The following is a 15,859-nucleotide window of genomic DNA, read 5'->3' on the forward strand; positions in this document are numbered from 1 at the left end:
GATCGCCATCACGGCCGACGGCGCCGACGTGGACCGCCAGGCCACCTACAACCTGCAGATCGGGCAGAGCTCGAGGTCGCGGGTGACCTCGCCGACGATGCGGATGCCGAGCCCGGGGCCGGGGAACGGCTGCCGCCAGACCATGGCGGGCGGCAGGCCCAGCTCTTCGCCGGCCCGGCGGACCTCGTCCTTGAACAGCGCGCGCAGCGGCTCGACCAGCTTGAACTGAAGGTCTTCCGGCAGGCCGCCGACGTTGTGGTGGGACTTGATGTTGGCGGTGCCCGTGCCGCCGCCGGACTCGACGACGTCGGGGTAGAGGGTGCCCTGGACCAGGAAGTCGACCGGGCCGTCGGCCATGATGGCGCGCTGCTCGTCCTCGAAGACGCGGATGAACTCGCGGCCGATGATCTTCCGCTTCTCCTCCGGGTCGGTGACGCCCTCCAGCGCCTTCAGGAAGCGGTCGGCGGCGTCGACGACGCGCAGCTTGACGCCCGTGACGGCCACGAAGTCGCGCTCGACCTGCTCGGCCTCGCCCTTGCGCAGCAGCCCGTGGTCGACGAAGACGCAGGTCAGCCGGTCGCCGATGGCCCGCTGGACGATCGCCGCGGCCACCGCGGAGTCGACGCCGCCCGACAGCGCGCAGATGGCGCGGCCGTCGCCGACCTGCCGGCGCACGGCCTCGACGGAGTCTTCGACGATGTTGAGCATGGTCCACGACGGACGGCAGCCGGCCGCGTCGAGGAAGTGCTTGAGCACGGCCTGACCGTGCTCGGAGTGGAGCACCTCGGGATGGAACTGCACGCCGTACAGGCCGCGCTCGGGGTGCTCGAAGGCGGCGACCGGCGTCTCGCTCGTGGAGGCGGTGACCGCGAAGCCCTCGGGGGCCGCGGCCACGCTGTCGCCGTGGGACATCCATACGGTCTGCGCGGCGGGCAGCCCCTGGAAGATGACGCCCTCGTCGAGCACCTCCAGCGCGGTGCCGCCGTATTCGGCGACGCCCGTGCGGGCGACCTCGCCGCCCAGCGCCTGGGCCATGGCCTGGAAGCCGTAACAGATGCCGAACGTGGGCACGCCCGTCGAGAACAGGCCGTGCGGCACGGGCGGCGCGCCTTCGGCGTAGACCGACGACGGGCCGCCGGACAGGATGATCGCCTTGGGCTTCTTGGCCATCATCTCCTCGACGGACATCGACGACGGCACGATCTCGGAGTAGACGTGGCACTCGCGCACCCGCCTCGCGATGAGCTGCGCGTACTGTGCGCCGAAGTCGACCACCAGCACTGTGTCGAATTCAGACACCGTGAGAACCCCCCAAAGGCGAAATGCGGTGCCTTCATTGTATCGGCCTCGGGTATTACGCCTGGCCTCACACCGTCACTCGTGCTAACACAGAACGGTGGATCTTGTCTGGCCGGCCTCGGCGTGGGCCCTGTGGTTCGCCGCGCTGGCCGCCGCGTTCGGGTTGACGACGCGCCGGGCCGCCGCGCCCCCGGCGGCCCCTGCTCCTCCGGCGCCGCCCGCCGTGGTCGAGCTCTTACGCGGGCTGCGGGCCGGTGAGGTCTTCCACGCCACGGTCTTCGAGCTGGCCAGGCGCGGGTTCCTGACGATCCGGGGCGACCGGCTCACGCTCTCCGCGACGGGCGAGGGGCAGGTGTGGCCGTACGAGCGATGGGTGCTCGACCGGGTGGCCGCGCGGATGGGCGGAGCGCCACAGGCGCCGGTCGTCGCCCTGATGCCGGACAGCGGCGACCTCGACGCCGAGTTCGTGCCCCTGGTGCGGCAGAGCGCCATCGACCTCGGGCTGGCCCGGCGGCGCTGGCAGAGCATGCTCGTGCCGCTGCTGCTGGCCGCCGGGCTCGCCGTGCCCTGGTACGTCACCATCTCGCAGGCGGGCGTGTCGTGGCCCGGCTGGATCGCCACGGCGGGGGCGTTCGTGGCCGGGGCCGCGCTGCTGCTGGGCGGGCGGGGGTTCGTGCTGACGCCGCTCGGCCGCGAGGTCGCCGGGCCCGAGCCGGCCCCGGTGGACCCGCGGCAGGAGTGGATCTTCACCGGCGACGGGTGGCGCGGCGTCCTGGTCGAGCCCGCTCCGCGCGACGGCGGCGGGCCCAAGCGGCAGGAGGTCGAGGGGCGGGTGGTCAAGCGCTGGATCGTGACCGAGCACGGCGACGACCTGTCCTCCTCGCGCACCTGTTACCTGGCGGTGCACGACGGCACGTCGGAGCGGGCGCCGGCGTACCGGGCCAAGGAGCGCGTCTACCAGGACGTGCTGCCGGGCGACTTCGTCCGGCTGCTGGTCAATCCGCGGCGCGGGAGCGTGGTGAGCGTGCTGTCCCACGAGCGCCGCTGGTAGCGCCGGGCAGTTCGCCGGCCAGCAGCAGCTCGGTCTGCCTGCGCAGCCGGTCGGCGAACTCGGGGTGGGTCAGCACGAGGAACCGTTCCTCGTGGATGGCCCGCACGACCAGGGCGGCGACCTCGGCGGGCTCGACGCCGCGCGCCATGGCCGCCTCGACGGCCTCGCGGGCGGCCGTCTCGTCGTCCGTCGGGGTGCTGACCAGGTCGGCCGGGCGGGACCGGGCCGAGTCGTCGATCCGCGTCCTGACCGCGCCGGGGCACAGCGCGGTCACGCGGAGCTTGGAGCCCACGGCGGCCAGGTCCTGGCCCAGCGACTGCGAGGCGGCCAGCGCGGCGTACTTGGTGACCGCGTAACCGCCCGCGCCCGGCGCGGCCAGCAGCCCCGCCACGGACACGGTGTTGACGACGTGCCCCTCGGTGTCCTGTGCCATCATGCGCGGCACGAACGCGCGCACGCCGTGCAGCACGCCCCACAGGTTCACGCCGAGCAGCCAGGCGAAGTCCTCGGCGGTCCTGGTCCACAGGCGGCCGCCCTGGTGGACGCCGGCGTTGTTGCACAACACGTGCACCGCGCCCAGCTCGCCGAAGCTCCGGTCGGCCAGGTGCTGCACGGCCGCCGCGTCCGAGACGTCGGTGACCTGCGTGAGCACCTCGCCCGGCCCGGCGGACGCCTTCCCCGCGAGCGCGGCCGTCTCGGCCAGCCCGCCGGGATCGACGTCGGCCAGCATCAACGCCATGCCCTCGGCGGCGAACCGGACGGCCAGGGCCCTGCCGATGCCGCTGGCCGCGCCCGTCACCACCGCGACTTTGCCGGACAGTTCACGCACCGCCTGAACCTCCCTAGCGCTCGCTCGGCTACCCCGACGCTACAGGATCGCGCCGATCAGGCCCAGGGGCGGCGAGCCGAGGTCGAACAGCGCCTTGTGGAAGCGCTGGAGCGTGAAGCCCGCTCCCCACTGCGTGCGGGCCTGCTCGCGCAGGTCGAGGATGAGCAGCTTGCCCCAGGTGTAGCGGCCGTACGTCGGGTCGAAGGAGGCGCGGCGGGCCTCCGACAGCGCGGCGGGACCGGCCAGGTGGGTGTCGGACTCGAAGCGCCGCGCGCCCTCCTCGACCGTCATCTGCCCGGTGTGCACGCCGATCGCGCAGGCCAGCCGGGTGACCCGGATCAGGGCCTCCACCCAGACGCCGATCTCGAACCGCGGGTCGTCGGGCGCGTAGCCCTCCTCCACGCACAGCTCCTCGGCGTAGTGGGCCCAGCCCTCGACGAAGGCCATCGACTGCAGCAGCCGCCGCACGTCGGAGGGGGCCCGGCGGAGCGCGCGACCGTGCGAGAAGTGGCCGGGGGCCACCTCGTGCACGTTGATCGCGGGCAGCGTGGTGGCGCTGAAGACCTCCAGCCACTCCTCCTGGTCCTGCTGGCTCCAGGACGCGTCCGGCGGCGTGATGTGGTACCAGGACGGCCCCTCGGGCTCGCCCGGCGAGTTCCACGCCATCATGGCCATGGCCCAGCGGCGCGACTCCGGCGCCAGCCCGACCTGGCACTCGCCGTCGTGGTAGGGCACGAGGTCCTTCTCACGGGTGAAGGCGATGGCCCGTTCGGTGCCGATCCGGGCCGCCTCGATCACGCCGTCGGCGTCGGGGTGGTCCTTGACCAGCTCGCGGACGACGTCGAGGGGCCGCTCGGAACGTCCGAGCTTGGCGCAGGACTCGGCGAGCAGGCCCATGAGCCGGTCGCGTTCGGCGTCGGCGCGCTCGGCCAGCCGGCCCAGGTCGACCGGCAGGCCCTCGGCGCTGCTCATGAGCTTGACCAGGGCCGCGCCGCCGAGCGCGGCGTCGGGGTCGCCCTCGGCGGCGGCGCGGGCCACATGGGCCACGAGCCTGCCGTGGGCCTCGATCGCGGCCTCGTCGGTGATGCCCGCGGCCAGCCCCTTGACCGCGCCCAGCAGGGACGTGGCGACCGGGGCCGCGACCTGGTCGAGCGAGGCGACCGCGGCGTCCACGGCGGCCGGCCACTGCGCGAGGTGGGCGGCCCTGGCGGCGGCGCGCTCGGCCTCGGGGCCGTAGTCGCGGTCGTAGCAGGCCAGGTCGAGGTTGGACAGGTGGATCAGCGGGTTCTTGCGGTGCAGCTCCAGCTCGCCGAACTGGACGCGCATGGCCTCCTCGAAGATCTGCAGATGCTCGGCGTCGTGCGGGTCGGCCGGCGCGTCGCCCTTGCCGAGGCGCGCCAGGCCGTCCCGTACGCCCTCGGGCGACAGGTCCTGGATCTGGCCGTCGTACTCGTGCCTGCCGCCCCCCTCGCGTGCCTCGGACACCATCAAATCGGTGATCGCGCGCAATCTGGGGTCAAGTTCCGTCATGTCGCCGACGCTAGCGCACACCCCTGATCCTGAGGACCCCGACGGAGCCGACCAGCGAGATCACGATGCCCACGACGAACAGCGCCGGATAGCCGCCCGTCCCCACCACGACGGCGGCGAGGGCGGGCGCCAGGATCTGCGGCCCGGCGTTGGCGATGTTGATGACGCCCATGTCCTTGCCCGCGTCGCCGGGGTCCGGCAGCACCTTCGTCACCAGGGCCATGTCCACGGCCAGGTAGACGCCGAACGCGATGCCGTGCGCGACGTTGTAGACGATCATGCCCTCGAACGTCGGCATCGCCAGCGGGATGCCCAGGAACACCGCCGAGGACAGCCCGGCGACGAGCGCGAACAGCCGGAAGCGGCCGAGGCGGTCGGAGATCGGGCCGATCACGAGCACCGCGAGCAGCGTGGCGGCCTGGCCGATGAGCATCAGCAGGCCCATCGTGGCGACCACCTCGCCCTTGGGGATCTTGATGAAGTCCTCAAGGAGGAAGAGGTTGAAGGTAAAGATGACGAAATATCCGAGCATGACGCCGAAACGCGACACGAAGGCCCAGGCGAAGTCCGGGGTCTTCAGCGGCCGCAGGAACCCGGCCAGGAACGCGCCCAGCCCGAACGGCTCGCGCGCCATCCCCGCCGACGACGTGTCCGGCGTCGCGACCACGATCAGCACCGCCGCGACCAGCAGCAGCGCCATCACCACGTAGTACGCCCCGCCGGCGGCCAACTGCGGGAACACGATGAACATGATCGCCGCCGCGATCGTGGCCAGCGGCGTGCCGAGCCCGAACAGGCCGGAGTAGGTGCCGTACCGGCTCGGCGGGACCCGGTCGGGCAGGATCGCGGTCATGGCGGCCTGGTAGCCGTTCATGATGGTCTGCACGCCCGCCCAGCTGACGCCGAGCATGAGCACGCTGCCCGCATTGGCCTGCGCGAACAGGGCGAGCACGCCGAGCAGGACGCAGCCGAGTATCCACGGCGAACGCCGGCCGAAGCGCGACCTGGTCCGGTCGGAGATCTGGCCGAAGACCGGGTTGGCGAGCGTGGCCATGAGCGGGCCGATCGAGTTGGCCAGGCCCAGCGCGGCCACGTCGTTGACGCCGGTGATGCGCTGCACGTGAACCGGCAGGACGAACGCGCCCACGCTCAACCACAGGAACATGACGGCGACGTTGGCCAGCGGAAGCGTCAGGTAGAGCGGCCCGAGGCGCCGGGTGTCCCGGTGCGCGCCGCTCAGAACTTCAGCCATGGGGGACCTCTCCGAGCGATGGTGATACGTATCACCGACGATTGCTCTGGACTGTAGGTCGCGCGGGAAGGGCTGACAAGACGCGCGTCCAACTCGTTACGCGCCTCAGGCGCTGGACCCTCGTCACGCGCCTCAGGCGCCGGCCCCTCGTCACGCGCCTCAGGCGCTGGACCGGACCACCAGCCGGGGCTCGAACCGGGCGACGACCTCGCCCGCCACGGACGGCCGCACACCGCGGACGATCCCGTCGATCTCCTCCGCCAGATCGGCCGGGCTGGCGGTGGCGTCGAAGTGCACGCTGGTCAGCCGGGGCCGCATGAGCGTGCAGATCGGCAGGTCGTCGGCGCCGACCACGGCGACGTCGCCGGGGACCTGCAGACCGGCGTCCTGCAACGCGCTGATCAGCAGCATCGCGTACTCGTCGTTGTAGGCGAAGACGCCGTCGGGCAGGTCACCCGCGCGGACGATCCGCCCCGCCTCCTCCTCCGAGAAGGCCAGGTCGATGCGCGCGGCCCCGGGAACGACCTCCCGCACCCCCGCCAGCCGGGCCCGCCCCATGGCGTCGACGCCCTCCTCCCGGGGCACGACGGCCGCCAGCCGCCTGCTCCCCCGTGCGACCAGGTGGCGGGCGGCCACGGCGCCGAGGGCCCGATGGTCGAACACCAGGGCCGGCACCAGCGGCGAGGGCTGGTCGGACAGGCCGACGACGGCCCGGACGCCCGAGGCGTGCAGCAGGTCCACGGCGGGCCTGGTCAGCCGCGCGGCCTCGACGAGGACGGCCGAGGGCCGCAGGGCGAGCCAGCTCCTGGCCGCCGCCACGCCCTTGAGGGTGCGCTCGCCGTACTGGACGAGGGTGTAGCCGCGGGCCCTGAACTCCTCCTCCAGCTCTTCGGACACCTGCTGCGCCAGCCGGCCCGTCCTGGCCCGCGACAGCGGCATGAGCACGATGTCGCTGCGGCCCGTACGCAGCGCGCGGGCGGCGGCGTCGGGGACGTAGCCGAGCCGGGCGGCGGCGTCGCGGACCCGCCTGCGGGTCTCCTCGCTCACCCGGGCGTGGGGGTTGTCGGTGAGCACGTAGGAGACCGTGGCCTGGGACACTCCCGCGGCCCTGGCCACGTCGACGCTGGTCGGCGGACGGTCCCCCCTTGTCGTGTTCACGGGGTGGATGGTATCAACTGCTTATACGTATAAGCAGGAGAGGCTGCCGCATGAAGCTGCACACTCGTGAATGGGGTTCGGGCGACCGCCTGGCCGTCCTCGTCCACGGCATCATGGCCGACTCGCGATGCTGGTGGCGGGTGGGCCCCGAGCTGGCCGCGCGCGGCTACCGGGTCATCGCCGTCGATCTCCCCGGCCACGGCGAGAGCCCCCGCGCCGACGCCTACCCGCCCGAGCTGTTCGCCTCGTCGCTGGCGGAGTCGGTGCCCGCGCGCCCCGAGCTGGCCATCGGGCACTCCCTGGGAGGCCTCACGCTCGGCCTCGCCGTCGAACGGCTCATGCCCGGACGGGCGATCTACTCCGACCCGGCCTTCCGCCTGCCGACGCCGGAGAGCGGCGCCCTGGAGTCGATGGCCGGCTTCACCGACGAGACCGGCGAGCTGATCGCCGCCCTGCACCCCGGCTTCTCGGCCGAGGAGGTGGCGGTCGAGGTCGAGATGCTCGCGCGCTGGGACCGGCGGTCGGCGCTGTCGCTCGTCGAGGCGTCGGGCATGGACTTCACGCCCGCTCCCGTCGTGCCGTCGCTGGTGCAGGTGGCCGACCCGAGTTTCCTGGTGCCGCCGGCGTTCCAGGAGGAGTTGCGGGGCAAGGGATTCGAGGTGCGCGTGGTCACGGGGGCCGAGCACACGATCCACCGCCACCTGTTCGAGGACTTCCTGGCGGGGCTGGAAGGCTGGATCAGACCCGCTGCCGCAGCTCGGTGAGGCGGCCGGCGACGTCGAGGCCCTTGCCGGCGGCCCAGGCGTCGTCGTGGTACGTCGCCAGGTGCCGCTCGGCCGCGTCGCCCACCAGCGAGACGATCGTGCCGCTCTCGCCCCTGGCCCGCATGCGCCCGGCCAGTTCGAGCGCGGCCCACAGCGCGGTGCCGGACGAGCCGCCCACCGGCAGCCCGGTGACCTGCCTGATGTGCCTGGCCGCCGCCACGCCCGCCGCGTCGGGCACCGGCACCACCAGATCGACCAGATCGGGCCGGAACCCCGGCTCCACGCGCGGACGGCCGACGCCCTCGATCCGCGAGGGCATGCCGGTGGCGTAGTCGGGCACGTCGAGGGTCCAGCCCGGGAAGTAGGCGGAGTTGTCGGGATCGGCGACCGCCACCCGGCAGCCGTGCTCCCCGGCCGCGGCGCCGAGCGTGGCCGAGGTCGCGCCGGTGGCCGCGCCGGTCACCACCCAGTCGGGACGGACCTGGGCGAACAGCTCTTCGGCCAGGTCGTGCGGCGCGGCCCGGCCGAACTGGTCGAGGTAGTGGCCCCCGACCTGCCCGGCCGCCTCCCTGGCCGCGTCGTAGATGGCCAGGGGCGGCGTCACGAACCTGCACTCGCCGCCCAGCGCCTCGACCGCGCGGGCCCGCGCCGGGTCGGGCGCGCCCGGCATGACCACGACGTAGGGCAGGCCGAGCCGCCGGGCGAACCACGCCTGCGCGACCGCCGCGTTGCCGCCGGTGGCCTCGACCACGGTGGTGCCCTCGGTGATCGAGCCGTCGAGCACGGCCCGCCGGAACAGCGCCCTGGCGTGCCGGTGCCGCAGGCTGCCCGTGGGCTGACCGGACTCGTCCTTCAGCAGCAGGCGCACGCCGGGGACCCGGACGGGGAAGTCGATCAGCCTGGTCGGCGGCCCGGCGGCCAGCGCGTCGAGCGCGCGCGTGCTCCAGCTCACCGGACCACCTTGTCAGGACGAGCTCAGGAAAGCTCGACCTGTTCGCCAGGGGCGAGCAGCACGAACCGCTCGCCGAGCCCCGCGAACGCCTTCTCCAGCGTGTCGCGGCCCTGCGTGAAGTGCGCCCACTGCTCGAAGTGCAGCGGGACGACGTGCCGCGCGCCCAGGATGTCGGCGGCGGTGACGGCGTCCTCGCTGGTCAGCGTCAGGAACCCGTCCACCAGCGGGGTGCGCGCGCCGCCCGCGAACAGCAGCGCCACGTCGATCCGCGGGAACCTGGCGGCCACGGCCCGCACGACGTCGAGCGAGGCGTTGTCGCCGCTCACGTAGACGGTGGGCAGGCCCTCGCCGCTCAGCACGAAGCCGGTGACCTCGCCCGTCAGGTGCTCGGTCCCGTCGGGGCCGTGCTGGGCGGGCACGCCGGTCACCCGCAGCGGGCCGACCTCGGTCTCGCTCCAGTTGGGCAGGGCGCGCACCGGCTCGCCGACGCGCTCGGCCGCCGAGGCGGTGGACAGCGCCAGCGGGGCCGCGGCGAGGAACGCGCGGCCCGCGTCGTCGAGGTTGTCGGGGTGCTGGTCGTGCGAGAGCAGCACGGCGTCCACCGGGCCCACCTCGTCGGGGCCGAAGGCGGGGCCGGCCGTCTTCTTGAGCACCCTGGCGCCGACCGGGTGGTCGCCCGGCGCGTCGAAGGTGGGATCGACCAGCAGCCGGACGCCGCCCAGCTCGATGACGGCGGTCGGGCCACCGGCGTAACGAATCTTCATGTCCGTCAAGGACACGGGGGTACATAAGGTTTATTCCGTACGCCGTTGAGCACCCGGGTCACCGTGCGGTGGCACAGGGCGCGGAAGTCGGGCTCAGCCATGCTCATCCGGCCGCTCAGGTACTGCTGGACCAGGCCCTGGGTGCTCGCCGTGACCGCGAGCGCGGTCTCCAGCGGGTCGTCCTCACGCAGCACGCCCGCGCGCATGCCCTCCTCGGCCAGCGCCACCACCACGCTGAACGGCGGGCCCTCCCCGTCGCGGAAGTCGTCGGGGAAGCGGCGGGCCCGCGCCCAGGCGTCGGAGGTCAGGAAGTTGTACAGGTGGGGGCTGCCGAGCGCGAAGTCGAGGAAGTCGTCGAGCGCCGCCATCATGCGCTCCTCCACGTCGCCCGTGCCGGGCCTGCGGGTCCACGCCTCGGCCAGCTCGCGGGCGGCGGCGTCGGCGACGGCGCGCAGCAGCGCCTCCCTGTTGGGGAAGTGCCGGTAGATGGCCATGGCGGTGACGCCCACGGCCTCGCCGACCCGCCGCATGCTGACGGCGTCGGCGCCCTCCTCCAGCAGGATCCGCCGGGCCACGGCCTCGATGCGCGCCGCCGTCCCTCGCTCGCTCACGTTTACAGTGTATACAGACGGAGTGCCCCGGGAGCCCGCTCCGGCACGGCGGGCCGGCGGGGCGCCACCGGGGGCAGCCGGACGTACGGCGAGCCCGTGGCGGGCCTGGGATCGGGGTCGCCGGCGTTGGGCCACAGGGACATGGCCCGCTCGGCCTGCGCGGTGATGGTGAGCGACGGGTTCACCCCGAGGTTGGCCGACACCGCCGAGCCGTCCACGACGTGCAGCCCCTCGTGGCCGTAGACGCGGTGGTAGGCGTCGATCACGCCGGTCTCGGGCGAGTCGCCGATCACGCAGCCGCCGAGGAAGTGGGCCGTCGTCGGGATGTCGAACAGGTCGAGCCAGGTGCCGCCGGGCACCCCGCCGATCTCGGCCGCAGCGTGCCGGACGGCCTCGTGCCCGGCCGGGATCCAGGTCGGGTTGGGCTCGCCGTGACCGCGAGCCGACCGCAGCCCCCAGCGGGTGCGCCGGACGGTGATCGAGTTGTCCTTGGCCTGCATGACCAGCGCGATGACGGTCCGTTCCGACCAGCGGCGCAGGTCGAGCAGCCGCAGCGCCTCCAGGGGCCGCGCGGCGATCTCCCGGAACAGCGCCGGCCACCTCGGCTGGCCGCCGTCCACGAGCAGGGTGCGCAGCAGGCCCATGGCGTTGGAGCCGTCGCCGTAACGCACGGGCTCGATGTGGGTCTCGGCGTCGGGGTGGATGGAGGAGGTGATGGCCACGCCCTTGTTGAGCTTCTCGCCGCCCGCCGACGTGCGCTCGAAGCCGAGCAGGGCCTCGGAGTTGGTCCTGGTCAGCGTGCCGAGCGTGGGCGACAGGCCGGGCAGGTCGCCGGTGGCGCGCAGCTTGTGCAGCAGGCGCTGGGTGCCGTACGTGCCGGCCGCGAAGATCACCTGCTTGGCCGTGAACGAACGGCGGCTCAGCGCCGACCCCGTCCGGCGGGCGACGACCCGGTAGCCGCCGGAGGGCAGCGGGCGCACCGAGGTGACCGTGCACTCGGCGTAGACCCGGGCGCCTGCCTGCTCGGCCAGGTGGAGGTAGTTCTTGACCAGCGTGTTCTTGGCGCCGTGGCGGCAGCCGGTCATGCACTGCCCGCACTCGATGCAGCCGCGCCGCCGAGGCCCGGCGCCGCCGAAGTACGGGTCGACGCCGTCCTCGCCGAAATAGACGCCGACCGGGGCCAGGTGGAAGGTGTCGCCCACGCCCATCTTCTCGGCGACCCGGCGCATGACGTCGTCGGCGCGGGTGACGGTGGGGTTCGTGACCGCGCCGAGCATGCGTCTGGCCTGGTCGTAGTGGGGGGCCAGCTCCGCCTTCCAGTCGGTGATGCCGGCCCACTGCGGGTCGCGGAAGAACGGGTCGAGCGGCTCGTAGAGGGTGTTGGCGTAGACCAGCGACCCGCCGCCCACCCCGGCTCCGGCCAGCACCATCACGCCGGTGCCGGGTTCGCCGCGCAGCACGTGGATGCGCTGGATGCCCTTCATGCCGAGCCAGGGCGCCCACAGGAAGTCGCGCAGCTTCCACGAGGTGGCCGGCAGCGCGGAGTCGTCGAACCGGCGGCCCGCCTCCAGCACGCCGACCTTGTACCCCTTCTCGCTCAGCCGCAGCGCCGAGACGCTGCCGCCGAACCCCGACCCGATGACCAGAACGTCGAACGTCACTTGATCCGCAGCTTCCGCATCGCCTTGAGGGTGCCGGCCAGGACGTCGGCCCACGTCTCGTACGTCAGGTCGAAGGGCGGCTCGAAGCCCAGCCAGGACGCCTGCGAGGCCACGGTCTTGGACTCGGTGTAGCGCAGCAGGCCCTCCGCGCCGTGCCGGCGGCCGAGGCCCGACGCCTTCATGCCGCCCATGGGCGCGTCGTAGGAGGCGTAGGCCGAGCCGTACCCCTCGTTGATGTTGACCGTGCCGGCCTTGACGCGGGCGGCCAGGGCGCGGCCGCGGGCCGGGTCGGTGGTCCAGATGGAGGCGTTCAGGCCGTAGATGGTGTCGTTGGCCAGCTCGATCGCCTCCTCCTCCGAGTCGAAGGGGTAGAGGGCGACCACGGGCCCGAACGTCTCGTTGCGGCACAGGTCCATGTCGTCGCGCACGCCGGTGAGCACGGTCGGCTCGTAGAACAGCGGGCCGAGGTCGGGCCTGGCCCGGCCGCCGGTCAGCACGGTCGCGCCCTTGGCCACGGCGTCGTCCACGTGGGCGCTGACCGCGTCGAGCTGGCGTTGCGAGGTGAGCGAGCCCATCTGGACCGACCAGTCGTGGCCCGCGCCGAGCTTGAGGTTGCCGACCTGCCTGACCAGGCGCGCGGCGAAGTCGTCGAACACCGACGTGTGCACGTACAGCCGCTCGATGGACAGGCAGAGCTGGCCGGCGTTGGTGAAGCAGGCCCGGATCGCCCCCTGGACGGCGAGCGGCACGTCGGCGTCTTCGAGCACCACCATCGGGTTCTTGCCGCCGAGCTCCAGCGAGCAGCCGATGAGCCGCTTGGCCGCCTCCTCAGCGATCTTCCTGCCGCCCCTGGTCGAACCCGTGAACGCGACGTAGTCGGCGTCGTCGAGCAGCGCGTCGCCGATCTCGGCGGGCTCGCCCAGCACGACCTGCCAGATCTCGCGCGGCATGCCCAGCTCGGCCAGCAGGTCGATGGTCCACAAGGTGGACATGGCGGTCTGGGTGTCCGGCTTGTGCACCAGCGCGTTACCGGCCAGCAGCGCCGGCACGGCGTCGGTGACGCCGAGCGAGAGCGGGTAGTTCCACGGGGAGATCAGCGCGACCACGCCCTTGGGCTGGCGCAGCTCGGTCACCCGGGTGGCGCCGGGGAAGATGCCCTTGCGGGTGCGCGGCGCGAGCAGGCCGGACGCCCGCCGGGCGTAGTAGAGGCTGCACCCGGCGACGTCGAGCACCTCCTCGAAGGCGTGCTTGCGGGCCTTGCCGGTCTCGTTCTGGACGATGTCGAGGATCTCGTCCCTGCGGTCGAGGATGGCGTCGTGCAGCAGCAGGAACGGTCTGGCCCGCGCCGCGGCGGGCCTGGCCGCCCACTCGGCCTGGGCGGCCCTGGCGCGCTCGTAGGCCAGGCGTACGTCGTCGGCCGTGGAAATGGGCAGCTCGGCGAGCGGCTCGCCGGTGAAGGGGGCGGTGATCTCCCGGGTCTTGCCGCTGGACGTGACGTGCATGCCCGAAGGATATTCCGCTTGGCTACCGGCGGGTAGTTTTTGCGGATTCGCGGGGTGGGGTCAGAATCCTCTTATGCCATCGTTCGCTCCGCTACGCCCGGGAGATCCGGCGAGTCTGGCCGGCATGGATCTCCTCGGCAGGCTTGGCGAGGGCGGCCAGGGCGTCGTCTACCTCGCGAAAGATCATTCCGGCGCGCACGTCGCCGTCAAATGGCTGCGCCCCGACCTGTCCGGCGACGACGTGAGCGTCGAGCGGTTCCTGCGCGAGGTCCAGGTGGCCCAGCAGGTGGCGCCGTTCTGCACCGCGGCCGTCCTCGGCACCGGCGTCGAGCTGGACCGGCCGTTCATCGTCAGCGAGTTCATCGAGGGGCCCTCGCTGCAGCGGGTGGTGCAGGAGGAGGGGCCGCGCACCGGGTCCACGCTGCACCGGCTGGCCATCGGCACCGCGACCGCGCTGGCCGCCATCCACCAGGCCGGCATCGTCCACCGCGACTTCAAGCCCGCCAACGTCATCCTGGGCGCGGACGGCCCGCGGGTGATCGACTTCGGCATCGCGCGGGCGCTCAACGCGACCTCGACGATCAGCAGCATGGTCGTGGGCACGCCGTCGTACATGCCGCCCGAGCAGATCATGGGCCACACCGCCGGGCCGGCGGCCGACATGTTCTCGTGGGCCAGCGCGATGGTCTACGCGGCGTCCGGGCGGGCGCCGTTCGGCAGCGACACCATGCCCGCGGTGATCAACCGGGTCCTCAACCAGCAGCCCGACCTGGGCGTGCTCGACGGCGCGCTGCGTGACGTCGTGGCCGCGTGCCTGGCCAAGGACCCGGCGCAGCGGCCGACGGCCGAGCAGGTGATCATGCGCCTGCTCCAGCACCCGATGCCGGCGAACTCGCCCATCCTCGCCGCGGCCGCCGCCGAGGCCGGCCCCGCCGGGCCACCCATGACCGGGCCGATGGCGGGGCCGCCGCAACAGCACCCGCAGGGACCGCCGCACGGGCCCGCACAGGGGCCCGCACAGGGGCCTCCGCACGGGCCGATGACCGGGCCGGTGCCGGGGGGCCGGCAGCCGTACCCGCAGCAGCAGTGGCACCCGCCGGGCCCGTACGCGCAGCCCACCCATCCGGGCGTCCACCCCGGGCGGCCGGCCGGCAAGAGCAGGGCGCCGCTGGTCATCGGGGCCACGCTGGCCGTCGCCTTACTCGTGCTGGCCGGGCTCGCCGTGCTCATCGCCAACAACAGGACGACCCTGGCCGCCGACGGCGGCGTCACGACGCCCGCCTCCGCCCGGCCGTCCGGGCGCAGCGTGCCGCCCGCCACGCCGTCGGTCGCGGCGTCGGTCGCGCCGGTCTCCGTCCCCGAGGAGGGTCCGCGCAAGGCGCTGCCCGGCGCCGCGATCGGCCTGTACGAGAACACCTCCGACGCGATCGTCCTGACCTCCTACGAGATCTACGACAAGAAGAAGGAGGACTGGATCGACCACGCCAGGGACTCGCTGCGCGGGCCGTTCCGCAAGTACGCCGGCAACTGGGAGTCGAACGTCTCCCCCGGCGGCCGCTACCTGGCCACCCGCGGCCGCAAGTACACCGACGACAACTACGACTACATCATCGTCAGCGACCGCCAGACGGGCGAGCGCACCACGATCAAGACCGTCCGCGGCCCGCTGATCGCCAGCATCCGCGGCTGGTCCGAGGACGGCTCCAGGATCCTGCTCAACATCGAGCGGAAGAGCGGCGACACCTGGACCTACCCCGGATTCGTCATCGTGGACGTCGCCACGAAGAAGGCGAAGACCGTCATGGTGGACGACTCCGCCGTCCGCAAGACCGCCTTCGGCTGGGACGGCGAGGGCACGGGCGTGATCAACATCTTCGGCCCGGAGAAGAACCGCAGCCTGCGCTTCTTCGACGCCGACGGCAAGGCCACCCGCGACCTGCGCTCGATCGGCACGCTGCCCGCCGGCACCCAGGACGTCTTCTCCCCCTCGGGCGAGTCGTTCCTGTCCACCTGCCCCAACGGCAGCGACGGCGACACCTGCGTGTGGGACGTCAAGTCGGGCGACCGCACGCACAAGTTCGCCTCCGACTGCGACAAGGTGCTCGGCTGGTACGACGACACCCACCTCTACTGCTGGGAGCAGGACAACAACACCAAGGACGAGATCCAGGTCGTCGACCTCAAGGGCACCCTGCTCCGCAAGATCCTCGACGTGCCCGAAGACGTCGACTTCAGCCCGGTCTTCACCGCCAACCCGGCCAAGGGCTCCTGAACCATCCGGCCCGCGCAGCCGTCATGGAGGTCATGAAGACGCTGTTCCGTACGGCCGTGACCGCCGCGGCCCTCGCCATGGCCACGACGGCCTGCACCTCGGCGGCCACCGGCCAGGCGCCCGTGCCGAAGGTCACGCTCGACGCCGTCCGCCTGGTCGCCTACGACAGTTGCGACGACATGCTGTCGGGCCTGCGGGAGCACGCCGCGGAGAA

At 72.9% G+C, this 15,859-nt stretch carries 13 protein-coding genes and 1 pseudogene; 4 read left to right on the forward strand and 10 right to left on the reverse strand.

Translation table 11 applies throughout. The features are described from left to right. Window positions 1-75: 75 nt before the first annotated feature. Window positions 76-1,299, reverse strand: a pseudogene (guaA, locus tag ACWCSD_RS30335) (glutamine-hydrolyzing GMP synthase); the annotation flags it as partial. A 97-nt stretch (window positions 1,300-1,396) separates the two neighbouring features. Here guaA and ACWCSD_RS30340 point away from each other — a divergent pair. Then, entirely contained in the window at window positions 1,397-2,350 is a 954-nt protein-coding gene (locus ACWCSD_RS30340) for a DUF2207 domain-containing protein (RefSeq protein ID WP_387669196.1), read from the forward strand. On the opposite strand, the gene ACWCSD_RS30345 is transcribed toward ACWCSD_RS30340, so the two are convergent. From ACWCSD_RS30345 to ACWCSD_RS30360, 4 genes are all read right to left on the reverse strand, one after another. Beyond that, entirely contained in the window at window positions 2,295-3,179 is an 885-nt protein-coding gene (locus ACWCSD_RS30345) for an SDR family NAD(P)-dependent oxidoreductase (RefSeq protein WP_397165131.1), read from the reverse strand. The two genes, ACWCSD_RS30340 and ACWCSD_RS30345, sit on opposite strands and share 56 nt — an antisense overlap. A gap of 39 nt (window positions 3,180-3,218) precedes the next feature. After that, window positions 3,219-4,709, reverse strand: a complete 1,491-nt coding sequence (locus tag ACWCSD_RS30350; RefSeq protein ID WP_449919889.1) for a DUF885 family protein — start codon at window positions 4,707-4,709, stop codon at window positions 3,219-3,221. A gap of 10 nt (window positions 4,710-4,719) precedes the next feature. Further along, window positions 4,720-5,961, reverse strand: coding sequence for an MFS transporter (locus ACWCSD_RS30355; RefSeq protein WP_449919890.1), 1,242 nt, complete (start codon window positions 5,959-5,961; stop codon window positions 4,720-4,722). Window positions 5,962-6,120: 159 nt separating this feature from the next. Next, a complete protein-coding gene (locus ACWCSD_RS30360) occupies window positions 6,121-7,119 on the reverse strand; it encodes a LacI family DNA-binding transcriptional regulator (protein WP_449919893.1) in 999 nt (332 codons plus the stop codon). 50 nt (window positions 7,120-7,169) lie between these two features. On the opposite strand from ACWCSD_RS30360, the gene ACWCSD_RS30365 reads away from it, so the two are divergent. Continuing rightward, the gene (locus ACWCSD_RS30365; RefSeq protein ID WP_449919896.1) at window positions 7,170-7,883 is read left to right on the forward strand and encodes an alpha/beta fold hydrolase; all 714 of its coding nucleotides are present in this window, start codon (window positions 7,170-7,172) and stop codon (window positions 7,881-7,883) included. Here ACWCSD_RS30365 and ACWCSD_RS30370 read toward each other — a convergent pair. The 5 genes from ACWCSD_RS30370 to ACWCSD_RS30390 are packed head-to-tail and all read right to left on the reverse strand — an operon-like array spanning window position 7,858 to window position 13,373. Beyond that, the gene (locus ACWCSD_RS30370; protein ID WP_449919898.1) at window positions 7,858-8,835 is read right to left on the reverse strand and encodes a PLP-dependent cysteine synthase family protein; all 978 of its coding nucleotides are present in this window, start codon (window positions 8,833-8,835) and stop codon (window positions 7,858-7,860) included. The two genes, ACWCSD_RS30365 and ACWCSD_RS30370, sit on opposite strands and share 26 nt — an antisense overlap. Window positions 8,836-8,858: 23 nt before the next feature. Next, on the reverse strand, window positions 8,859-9,599 hold the full coding sequence (locus ACWCSD_RS30375) for an MBL fold metallo-hydrolase (protein ID WP_364338170.1): 741 nt from the start codon (window positions 9,597-9,599) through the stop codon (window positions 8,859-8,861). Window positions 9,600-9,604: 5 nt separating this feature from the next. Then, window positions 9,605-10,210 (reverse strand): TetR/AcrR family transcriptional regulator, encoded by a 606-nt coding sequence (locus ACWCSD_RS30380; protein ID WP_397165120.1) that lies wholly within the window; start codon window positions 10,208-10,210, stop codon window positions 9,605-9,607. 2 nt (window positions 10,211-10,212) lie between these two features. After that, a complete protein-coding gene (locus ACWCSD_RS30385) occupies window positions 10,213-11,871 on the reverse strand; it encodes an FAD-dependent oxidoreductase (RefSeq protein WP_397165119.1) in 1,659 nt (552 codons plus the stop codon). Then, window positions 11,868-13,373 (reverse strand): succinic semialdehyde dehydrogenase, encoded by a 1,506-nt coding sequence (locus tag ACWCSD_RS30390; protein ID WP_352318716.1) that lies wholly within the window; start codon window positions 13,371-13,373, stop codon window positions 11,868-11,870. Before ACWCSD_RS30390 ends, ACWCSD_RS30385 begins: the two co-directional genes overlap by 4 nt. A 124-nt stretch (window positions 13,374-13,497) precedes the next feature. Between ACWCSD_RS30390 and ACWCSD_RS30395 the strand changes: the two genes are divergently transcribed. Both ACWCSD_RS30395 and ACWCSD_RS30400 read left to right on the forward strand, forming a co-directional pair. Continuing rightward, window positions 13,498-15,645 carry a protein kinase domain-containing protein gene (locus ACWCSD_RS30395; RefSeq protein WP_449919903.1) on the forward strand — a complete coding sequence of 716 codons (2,148 nt, stop codon included), beginning with the start codon at window positions 13,498-13,500 and terminating at the stop codon, window positions 15,643-15,645. Window positions 15,646-15,677: 32 nt separating this feature from the next. Continuing rightward, the coding region (locus ACWCSD_RS30400) for a hypothetical protein (protein ID WP_449919907.1) at window positions 15,678-15,859 on the forward strand (182 nt) is incomplete at its 3' end.

Source organism: Nonomuraea sp. NPDC001684, assembly GCF_053596515.1.